Annotated in this window: 10 protein-coding genes; all 10 read left to right on the top strand. The window is 29.6% G+C overall.

Annotated elements, in window-relative coordinates; genetic code table 11:
* The first annotated feature begins 176 nt into the window (after positions 1-176).
* The 10 genes from pepF to JNUCC81_RS17765 all read left to right on the top strand — a co-directional run bounded on the left by pepF (position 177) and on the right by JNUCC81_RS17765 (position 11,065).
* Positions 177-1,970: an oligoendopeptidase F gene (gene pepF, locus JNUCC81_RS17810; protein WP_454096421.1), complete on the top strand. Its 1,794-nt coding sequence runs from the start codon at positions 177-179 to the stop codon at positions 1,968-1,970.
* A 115-nt stretch (positions 1,971-2,085) separates the two neighbouring features.
* Positions 2,086-3,027, top strand: coding sequence for a UTP--glucose-1-phosphate uridylyltransferase GalU (gene galU, locus JNUCC81_RS17805; RefSeq protein WP_454094678.1), 942 nt, complete (start codon positions 2,086-2,088; stop codon positions 3,025-3,027).
* Positions 3,028-3,304: 277 nt separating this feature from the next.
* Positions 3,305-4,306, top strand: coding sequence for a class II fructose-bisphosphatase (glpX, locus tag JNUCC81_RS17800; protein ID WP_454094677.1), 1,002 nt, complete (start codon positions 3,305-3,307; stop codon positions 4,304-4,306).
* Positions 4,307-4,609: 303 nt separating this feature from the next.
* On the top strand, positions 4,610-6,208 hold the full coding sequence (gene rho / locus JNUCC81_RS17795; RefSeq protein WP_454094676.1) for a transcription termination factor Rho: 1,599 nt from the start codon (positions 4,610-4,612) through the stop codon (positions 6,206-6,208).
* Between the two features lie 119 nt (positions 6,209-6,327).
* Positions 6,328-6,528, top strand: a complete 201-nt coding sequence (gene rpmE / locus JNUCC81_RS17790) for a 50S ribosomal protein L31 (RefSeq protein ID WP_042278031.1) — start codon at positions 6,328-6,330, stop codon at positions 6,526-6,528.
* Between the two features lie 147 nt (positions 6,529-6,675).
* Positions 6,676-7,260, top strand: a complete 585-nt coding sequence (locus tag JNUCC81_RS17785) for a thymidine kinase (protein WP_208332479.1) — start codon at positions 6,676-6,678, stop codon at positions 7,258-7,260.
* Between the two features lie 103 nt (positions 7,261-7,363).
* Complete coding sequence (locus JNUCC81_RS17780; RefSeq protein WP_454094675.1) at positions 7,364-8,263, top strand: DUF1385 domain-containing protein; 900 nt, start codon at positions 7,364-7,366, stop codon at positions 8,261-8,263.
* Complete coding sequence (prmC, locus tag JNUCC81_RS17775) at positions 8,253-9,125, top strand: peptide chain release factor N(5)-glutamine methyltransferase (RefSeq protein ID WP_454094674.1); 873 nt, start codon at positions 8,253-8,255, stop codon at positions 9,123-9,125. Before JNUCC81_RS17780 ends, prmC begins: the two co-directional genes overlap by 11 nt.
* A 42-nt stretch (positions 9,126-9,167) precedes the next feature.
* A complete protein-coding gene (gene prfA / locus JNUCC81_RS17770; protein ID WP_454094673.1) occupies positions 9,168-10,232 on the top strand; it encodes a peptide chain release factor 1 in 1,065 nt (354 codons plus the stop codon).
* 152 nt (positions 10,233-10,384) lie between these two features.
* Positions 10,385-11,065, top strand: a complete 681-nt coding sequence (locus tag JNUCC81_RS17765; RefSeq protein ID WP_454094672.1) for a ZIP family metal transporter — start codon at positions 10,385-10,387, stop codon at positions 11,063-11,065.
* Positions 11,066-11,078: the final 13 nt, after the last annotated feature.

The following is an 11,078-nucleotide window of genomic DNA, read 5'->3' as shown; positions in this document are numbered from 1 at the left end:
GGACTCAAAAAGCCATCCTAATAGATAAGTAGATTTTATTGAAAGGATGGCTTTTTATGGGTAAAAAACTGTGTAAAGTAATAATACCTTTATGTATATCTATTTTTTGTACTATACCAATGAGCACAAAAACTGATGCACAATGTATTAGCAAAATTAATTATATTACTCGTTTTATGAACAATAATGAAGAAAAAGAAGAACAAGAAAGTAAAGAAGAACCACAAAAACCAAGTATTGATTACACTAAAACTTGTTGGAACTTACAATCATTATATAAAAGTGATGATGAGTGGAAAAAAGAACTTAAATCATTTAGTAAAGATACTAAAGAGCTTAAAAACTATATAGGAAAAGTTACAAAATCAAAAACTCATCTATCTTTTGCTTTAGACATTAAAGAAAAGCTAGATGTAAGAGTTAATAAGCTATCTGCATATGTTAAATTAAAACAAGATACAAATAAAAATTCTTATAAGTATTTAGACCTAAATGATAGTATGGGTAAAGTTTATAAAGAATATATGGGAATATGTTCAGATTTAGAGTTAGAGATATTAAAATTATCAGATAAAGAATATGAAAAGATAATATCAGACAAGAAGATAAGCAAAAAGTATGGCATGTACCTAGGAGATATTAGGAGATGTAAAAAGTATTATTTAGATGAAAAGAGTGAAGATATACTTGCAAATACTTCATCAATGTCTTCTCTCCCAGGACGTCTTTATGATTTATTTAAAAATATGGATAAAAAGACTAATTTAACTCCAGCTGAGTACGCTTCAGCTATGGGAAGTAGCGACAGAGAAGATAGAAAAAAAGCATATCAAAGTGAATTTTTAGCTTACGATGACAATATAAATATTTTATCAGGTTTACTAATAGGTCAAGTTAAAAAGAATGTATTCTACGCAAGTGAAAGAGGATATGATTCATCTTTAGATATGTATTTAAAGTCAGATGATATAAACACAAAGGTATATGATAAATTAATAGAAACAGTAAGTAAAAACACCGATAGCCTTCATAAGTATGTTAGTCTTAGAAAAAAAGTTTTAAACTTAGATAAGGTATACTATTATGATATGTTTGTTCCTATGTTAGAGCCTATTGATAAAAATATTACCTATGATAAAGGTCAAGGGATAGTATATTCAGCTTTAGCTCCACTTGGAGAAGAATATGGAGATATACTTTATAAAGCATTTAATGAAAGATGGGTAGATGTATATTCTAACGAAAATAAGGTAAGTGGTGCATACTGCTTATCAGTTTACGGAAATCATCCCTATGTATTATTAAATTATAATAATAGTTTAGGTTCAGTATCTACATTAGCCCATGAATTAGGTCACGCGGCATATGAATATATAAGTTCTAAAAATCAAAGTTACTTTAATTCAGATCCATCAATATTTACTCATGAAGTGGCATCTACAACTAATGAGGCATTGTTATATGAGACTCTTATAAAAAATGCTAGCAATGATAAAGAAAAAGCATATTATATAACTCAATATCTAGATTTAATAAAAGATACTTTATATATCCAAACTATGTATGCTGAGTTTGAAAAAAGTATACATGAAATGGTTGAAAAAGGAGAAAGTGTAAACGCCTTAGTATTAGATGACACTTGGGGATCACTCTTACAAAAATATTATGGGAAAGATTATGAGTTAGATCAATTGGCAAAAGTAGGTTGGTCTAGAATACCACATTTTTATAATAGTTTTTATGTATATAAATATGCTACAGGATGTAGTGCAGGAGTTAGTTTTGCACAAGATATATTAACTAATGGACCGGATAATTATATGAATTTCCTTAAACAAGGAGGATCAGATTACCCTATAAATTTACTAAAAAATTCAGGTATCAATTTAACTAGTACTAAACCAATAGAAGGTACTATTAAAAAATTTGATGGCTTAGTCAAAGAACTTGAAAAACTAGTATCAAAATAATTTACATGACAAGTTTAATATATTAGTGTTAAAATATATATCAAAAGTCCTATTTATAGGGCTTTTTATATATTAAAATAATAGACTCAATTTATTTAGTGGAGGTAATAATTTTATGCAAAGAACGGTTAAGAAGGCTGTAATACCAGCTGCAGGTTTAGGTACTAGATTTTTACCAGCAACAAAAGCACAACCAAAAGAAATGTTACCAATAGTTGATAAACCAACATTACAATATATAATAGAAGAAGCAGTTGCTTCAGGGATAGAAGAGATACTTATAATAACTGGTAGAAATAAAAAATCAATAGAAGATCACTTTGATAAATCTGTAGAATTAGAACTAGAGCTTGAGCAAAAAGGAAAAAAAGAATTATTAGATATAGTTCAAGGTATATCTAATATGATAAATATACACTATATAAGACAAAAAGAACCTAAAGGTTTGGGAGATGCAATATACTGTGCAAGACACTTTATAGGAGATGAACCATTTGCTGTAATGCTTGGAGATGATATTGTTGACAATGAAGTTCCTTGCTTAAAGCAACTTATAGATGCTTATGAAGAATACAGAACTACTATACTAGGTGTACAAAAAGTTGATGCAAAAGATACGGACAAGTATGGAATAATAGCAGCAAAGCATATAGAAGAGAAAGTTTATAAGGTTAAAGATCTAGTAGAAAAGCCAGAGCCAGGAAAAGCGCCATCTAATATAGCTATACTAGGTAGATACATAATAACTCCTGAGATATTTGAAATATTAGAAGATTTGCCAGCTGGAAAGGGTGGAGAAGTCCAACTTACAGATGCCTTAAAAGAACTATCTAGAAAAGAGGCTATGTATGCTTATAACTTTGATGGTAGAAGATATGATGTAGGAGATAAGTTAGGATTTTTAGAAGCGACTGTAGACTTTGCTCTTAAAAGACCAGAACTTAGAGACGGATTTATAGAATATCTAAAAAAAATTAGCGACAAATTTGATAATCAAAAAATAGATAACACTGGGGGAAAGATAAATGGCAAATGTGAAACAAAAAAAGAGAAATAAAGCTATAGCTATATTTATTGTAGCAATTCTTGTAGTATCAAGTATGACGGCACTTTTAAGCGTACTTACATCAATGATGTAGTAAAAAGCTGGTCTTTATTTTAAAGATCAGCTTTTTTATTTGATGTATAAATTAGAGTTATTAACAATACTATATTGAAAATACGAACTAATATATCATACTAATTACTTAAAGTACACATATATGTTTACTAATTAACAAATATAATATATAATTTTCATTAATAAGACTAACTAAGGAGATGAATATATTATTATGGATAGAAATTTAGCATTAGAACTTGTTAGGGTAACGGAAGCAGCGGCATTAGTATCATCGCAATTTATGGGAAAAGGCGATAAAAATGGTGCTGATGGTGCAGCAGTAGAAGCTATGAGAAAAGCTTTTGAATCGGTTAAAATTAATGGAGAAGTTGTTATAGGAGAAGGGGAATTAGATGAAGCTCCTATGTTATATATCGGTGAAAAAGTAGGTATCCAAAATGAAGATAGTATGGAAGTTGACATAGCAGTAGATCCTTTAGATGGAACTACTTTAATAGCGAAAGGTCTTCCAAATGCTATATCAGTAATAGCTATGGGATCTAAAGGGAGTTTATTAAATGCACCAGATACATATATGAAAAAGATTGTAGTAGGTCCAAATGCTAAGGGAGCAATAGATCTAACTAAGAGTCCAGAAGAAAATATTATATCTGTGGCAAAAGCTTTAGGTAAAAAAACAACACAAATGACTATAACAGTTCAAGATAGAGAAAGACATAATGATATAGTTGAAGCTGCTAGGAAATTAGGATCTAGAATTCAAATGTTTGGGGATGGAGATGTGGCAACAGGAATAGCTACTTGTTTCGAAGAAACAGGGATAGATATGATGATGGGTATTGGTGGAGGCCCAGAAGGAGTAATATTAGCTGCAGCTATAAAATGCATGGGTGGAGATATGCAAGGTCAGATATATCCATTAAGTGAGCAAGAAAGAGTAAGATGCCATGAAATGGGTTACTCTGATGAAGATCTTGAAAAAGTTTTAGATATAGATGATTTAGCTAAAGGAGATAATTTATTCTTTGCGGCAACAGGAATTACAGAGGGGGATTTACTAGAAGGAGTAAAACATGTAGGTGGCAATAAAGCTAAGACGCAATCTGTAGTAATGAGAGCTAAAACAGGTACAATAAGATTTGTTGATGCAATTCATAGTCTAGATAAAAATGATATATTAGTTGAATTAATGAAAAAATATAATATGGAATAAATTTAAAACTTATAAAATACTAATTAAAATAGACAACATATTTATCATGTTGTCTATTTTATATGTTAAATGCACATAAATTTTTATAAAAATTAAGTTTAAAATTAAGAAAAGTGTTCAATATATACAAGTAGATGAAAATTAACTTTATTCTTACAATTAGTTTTAATTTTTATTTGTTGACCTTAGTATATGAGTGATGATATTATTAAAATTAATTGTTAAGTAAAACTTTTCTTTTTCACACCTTTAATTTCCAAAAATAATATATGAAAATTATATAATTATATAAATGAAAAATAGATGAGGAGGATTTTTTTGAGTTTAGAGAATATAACACTAGATGAATTAGGCAGTAAGACTTTGCCTCAATTGAAAGAAATAGCTAAGGAATTAGGTATAAAATCAATTAGTAAGTATAAGAAAAATGAATTAATTGAGTTAATAAACGAAAGTAATAAAAACAATACTAAAGAAGAAAAAAAAATAGATAAAGAAGAGGGTGTAAAAACAAATAATGTTTTTACAAATGAATCGCAAGAGAATAATAAACAATCAGATAATAGACAAACTCAAAATAGAGCTTATGTAAAGCCTTATGAGAGAAAAGAATCGGATAATAAATATTCTAGAAATACAGAAAGCAGATACCAAAGAAATGATAATAGACAACCTAATAACGAAAATAGAAGTCAAAGTATAGATAATAATAACCCAAGAAATAATAACAATAAAAATTATTACACTCCAAAAGTAGTAGATGAGTCTAAAATAGTAGATGAATTTAATACTTCTAAAGATGATGAGGTAATGGGAGTTCTTGAAATATTACCAGATGGATTTGGATTCTTAAGAGGTTCAAATTATTTATCTACAGAAAATGATGTATATGTATCACCATCTCAAATTAGAAGATTTAATATGAAAACTGGTGATAAAGTAAAGGGAATAACTAGACACCCTAAAACTGGTGAAAAATTTAGAGCACTTTTATATGTTCAAAAAATAAATGATGAAAATCCAGATACAGCAATAAAGAGAAGAGCGTTTGAACTGTTAACTCCTATATATCCAGAGGAAAGATTAACATTAGAAAGAAGTCAAAATGATATAGCAACGAGATTAATAGATTTAATATCTCCAATAGGTAAAGGCCAAAGAGGTTTAATAGTAGCGCCTCCTAAAGCAGGTAAAACGAGTCTTCTTAAAAATGTTGCAAATAGCATTGCTAAAAACCATCCTGACGTTGAATTAATAGTACTTTTAATAGATGAAAGACCTGAAGAGGTAACTGATATGAGAGAATCTATAAATGGAGATGTAATTTATTCTACATTTGACCAAGTATCGAGTCATCATGTTAAGGTTGCAGAAATGGTTTTAAATAGAGCTCAAAGATTAGTTGAACATGGAAAAGATGTAGTTATATTATTAGATAGTATTACAAGACTTGCAAGAGCTTACAATTTAACAATATCTCCAACTGGTAGAACTTTATCAGGAGGTTTAGATCCAGGAGCACTTCATGGACCTAAAAAATTCTTTGGAGCTGCTAGAAACATAAGAGGTGGTGGTTCACTTACGATACTTGCCACTGGATTAGTAGAGACAGGGTCTAGAATGGATGATGTAATCTTTGAAGAGTTCAAAGGTACTGGTAACATGGAATTAAATTTAGATAGAAAATTAGCTGAAAAGAGAATATTCCCAGCAGTAGATATCTACAAGTCTGGAACAAGAAGAGAAGACCTATTACTTACTGAAGAGGAAAAATCTGCATTATGGAGATTAAGAAGAGAAATGAGTAACAATTCTGTACTAGAAGTTACTGATAAAGTTATCGAACTTCTTAAGAGAACTAGAAATAATGATGAGTTTATAAAATCAATAAAAGCACTTTAATAGGAATTCAAAAACTCCTTGAACCAAGAAAAAACTTATGCTATAATGGTGTAGTTGATAATGCAAAACGAAAAATTAATATATTTAATTTATAAAAATAAGAGAAGAGGTGACTAAGAATGCAAAAAGATATACAACCAAAATACCAAGCTGTAGAAGTACGTTGTGCTTGTGGAAACACATTCCAAGCTGGTTCTGTTAAGGACGAGATAAAAATAGAAATATGTTCTGAGTGCCATCCTTTCTATACTGGAAAACAAAAGAATATAGAAGCAGGTGGAAGAATAGACAAGTTCAAGAAGAGATTCAAAATGGACTAGTTTTTATAAAAGTGGAGTTGGGCAGCCAACTCCTATTTTATTGAAATAATGATGATAAATCTTTAATCCTAGTGATTAAATTAAAATATAGATTATTGAAATTCAAGCTAATGAAAAAATAATTATTAAAGAATGGGGGTACTAAGTATGTATAGACCAGTCAATCATGGATATATAGAAGTTGTAATTGGACCTATGTACAGTGGTAAAAGTGAGGAACTTATAAGAAGAATAAAAAGAGCTAAAATAGCAAAGCAAAATATCGTTGTATTTAAACCTAAAATAGATGACAGATATAGTAAAGAAGATGTAGTTTCTCATAGTGGAGACAGTGTAAATGCAATACCGATTAGTAGTCCAAAGGAAATATATGACTTTATAGATAGCAAAACTCAAGTTGTTGGTATAGATGAAGTTCAATTCTTTGATGAAAAAATAGTGGACATAGCAGTAGATTTAGCTGATAAGGGAATAAGAGTAATAGCTGCAGGGTTAGATATGGATTTTAAAGGAGAGCCTTTTGGCCCAACTCCTGAACTTTTAGCTGTTTCAGAATTTGTTGATAAAATACAAGCTATATGCTCTGTATGTGGTCAGCCTGCAACAAGATCGCAAAGGTTAATCAATGGAGAACCAGCAAAATATGACGATCCTATAATACAAGTAGGAGCTGTAGAAAGCTATGAAGCTAGATGTAGAAAATGTCATATAGTATATAATGATGAAAAATAGACTTATTGCAATATATATGTCCCTTTAAAGTTTTACTTTAAAGGGTATTTTTGTATTATAATAAAATATAAGTAGCTTAAGTCTAAATTTAAGAGGTGAGTATATGAAGAAACAAGCTGTCGGGGGGCAAGCTCTAATAGAAGGTGTTATGATGCAATCCAAAGATAAAAGGGCTGTTGCTGTTAGAAAGAGTGATGGAGAGATTATAATAAAGAAAAATAAAATAAAAAGTTGGATAAGTGAGAAGAATATAGATAAAATTCCCTTTATAAGAGGATCATTTGTATTAATTGAAACCATGATTGAAGGGATAAAGAGTTTAAACTTTTCTTCTGAATTCTTTTTAGAAGAAGGGGAGGAAGATTTCTTTGATAAACTTATAAAGAAGGTATTTAAAGATAAAGCTAATGATATAATACTTTTATTTTCGTTAGTGCTATCATTAGTACTATCAATAGGTTTATTTATACTATTGCCAACTATGGTTGGAGGTATATTTTCTAAATTTGCAAGTAACGATTTGTTGCTTAATTTAATCGAAGGTTTAATTAGAATAAGTATATTATTTGGATATATAATATTAATTTCAAAAAATAAAGATATTGAAAGAGTATTTCAATATCATGGAGCAGAGCATAAATCTATATACTGCTATGAAAATAACTTGGAACTTACAGTTGAAAATGCAAGGAAATTTGGAAGACTACATCCAAGATGTGGAACTAACTTTTTATTTATAGTTATGTTTATATCTATAATATTATTTTCTTTCTTTGGTTGGCCAAATCCTATAATGAGAGTAGTTATGAGGATAATATGTATACCGATAGTTGCTGGAATATCTTATGAAATAATAAGATTTCTTGGGAAATATAATAATAAATTTACTAAGTTTGTCGCATATCCAGGTATGATGTTGCAAAATTTCACAACAAAAGAACCAGATGATGAACAATTAGAGGTAGCAATAGCTGCATTAAAAGCTGTAGTAGATGAAAAATAAAGGAGCAGATATGACAATAAGAGATGTAATTATTAAATACTCAGAAGATCTAGCTCAAATGAGTGATACCCCAAGGTTAGATGTAGAATTATTGCTACAAAAATCTCTTGGAGATGTAGATCGAATTTATATACACATGAATTTAAATAAAGAGTTAACGAAAGAGCAAGAAGAAATATTTTTAAAATTAATAAATGATAGATTAAATGGAAGACCAGTAGCTTATATAATTGAAAATAGAGAATTTATGGGACTTGATTTTTATGTAAAAGAGGGTGTATTAATTCCTAGACCAGATACGGAACCATTAGTAGAAGAATTAATAGAACTTTGCAAAGATAAAAATAATGTTAATATATTAGATATAGGCACTGGTTCAGGTGCTATAACTATAAGTTTAGCTAAATATTTAGAAAATGCTAGCTTAACTTCATTTGATATATCAGATATTCCTTTAGAGATAGGAAAGAAAAATGCTATAAATAATAATGTAGAACATAAAATAAATTTTGTGAAATCAGATTTATTTAGTGCTATAAAAGATGAAAATGTTGAATTTGATGTTATAGTTTCTAATCCTCCTTACATAAGAAGAGAAGATATGAAGACTTTGCATACTCAAGTTAAAGATTATGAACCATATAATGCTTTAGAAGGTGGAGTTGATGGTCTTGATTTTTACAGGGATATAACAAAAGGGTCCCATGAGTTTTTAAAGCAAAATGGAATACTGGCTTATGAGGTTGGACATGATCAAGCTGGAGATGTTTGTGAGATTATGAAGAATCATGGATATACTAAAATATACACAAAGAAGGATATACAAGGCATTGATAGAGTTGTTATAGGATTTAAACTATGATATAATGAACAATTGATATGTTACAATTAACGAGGTGAAAGTATGCTAAAAAAACTAGAGGTACTAGAAGATAAATATAAAGAATTAAATGAAAAGATAAGTGATCCAGAAGTAATAAACGATCAAAAGACTTGGCAAAAACTAATGAAAGAACATTCTGATTTAGAGCCAATCGTAATGAAGTACAAAGAGTATACAGATGTATTAAATGCTATAAAAGAATCAAAAGAAATATTACAAGAAGAATCAGATGAAGAATTAAGAGAATTAGCTAAAATGGAATTATCTGAAATGGAAGACCAAGTAGAACCATTAGAAGCTGAACTTAAAATACTGTTATTACCTAAGGACCCTAATGATGACAAAAACGTTATAGTTGAGGTTAGAGGTGGAGCTGGTGGAGATGAAGCTGCTCTATTTGCAGGAGACCTATTTAGAATGTATTCTAGATATGCTGAAAGAAGAAGATGGAAGATAGAACTATTAAGTGCAAGTGATACTGGTGTTGGTGGATACAAAGAGGTATCTTTCTTAATAAAAGGTAAAGGTGCTTATTCAAGACTTAAATATGAATCAGGAGTTCATAGAGTTCAAAGAATACCTTCAACTGAATCAGGAGGAAGAATACACACATCAACTGCAACAGTTGCAGTGCTTCCAGAAGTTGAAGTTGTAGAAGTAAATATAAACCCAAATGATTTAAGAATAGACGTATTCCGTTCTTCAGGAAATGGTGGACAAAGTGTTAATACTACTGACTCGGCAGTAAGAGTAACACATATACCTACAGGAGAGGTTGTATCTTGCCAAGATGGTAAGTCACAATTAAAAAATAAAGAGCAAGCTCTTAAGATACTAGTAGCTAGACTTAATGATAAAGCTATAGCTGAACAAAATAAAGATATAGCAGCTGAAAGAAAGAGTCAAGTTGGTACAGGAGATAGATCTGAAAGAATAAGAACTTACAACTTCCCTCAAGGAAGAGTAAGTGACCATAGAATAAACTTAACATTATACAAGCTTGATTCATTCTTAGATGGAGATATCGATGAAATGATAGATGCTTTAATAACTGTTGACCAAACAGAAAAAATGTTAGCAATATAAATCCCTATTAATTTAGGGATTTTTCTATAGTAATTTAAGGATCAAACTTAAACCTAGTTATACATAATTGATATAGATCAAGTGAATTTTTAAGTTATCTTATATCTTTAGCAAGTATATAATATTTATATATACTTGTAAGGAGGGGGAATATGATACTTAAAATAACTATAATAGGACTTTTAGCAGGAATTATAGGAACTGGATTTGGAGGGGTTATATCTGCTATTTTTAAGAGGAATGTTGACAAGTATTTAGACTTTTTTATGGGACTATCTGGGGGAATAATGTTAGCGGTAGTTACATTTGATTTGATGAGTGAATCGATGGATCAAATGGGAGTACTTTATACTGTAATATTTACCTTTGCTGGGGTACTTTTAACTATGTATATAAAAACTAGACTAGATGTATCAAAAGATATGAAGTCGGGATATCTTATATTTATAAGTATAATGCTTCATAACTTGCCAGAAGGGTTAGCTATAGGGTCTTCATTTATGTCTGCAGAATCTTTAGGAATGACTTTAGCTATAGTTATAGGCCTTCATAATATACCAGAAGGGTTGGCAATGGCTTTGGGATTAGTAGGATCAAAAATGAAGATTTCAAAAATAATAATATTTACAGTAGTAGCAGGAATACCTATGGGTATAGGAAGTTTTTTAGGTGCATACTTTGGAGGTATTTTTAGTTCTCTAATAGGTGTATTTCTTGCTACTGCAGCAGGCACAATGATGTATGTTGTATTAGAAGAGATATTTCCTAAATCAAGAAGTCTATATTGTATAATAGGTTTTTTAGTAGGAACAGTTATTGTAAATTGCATCTAAAACTAAAAATGAA

The sequence above is a fragment of the Faecalimicrobium sp. JNUCC 81 genome (genome assembly GCF_053667625.1).
Note: the sequence above shows the minus strand (reverse complement) of the source record. Positions and strands in the feature narration are given on the sequence as shown.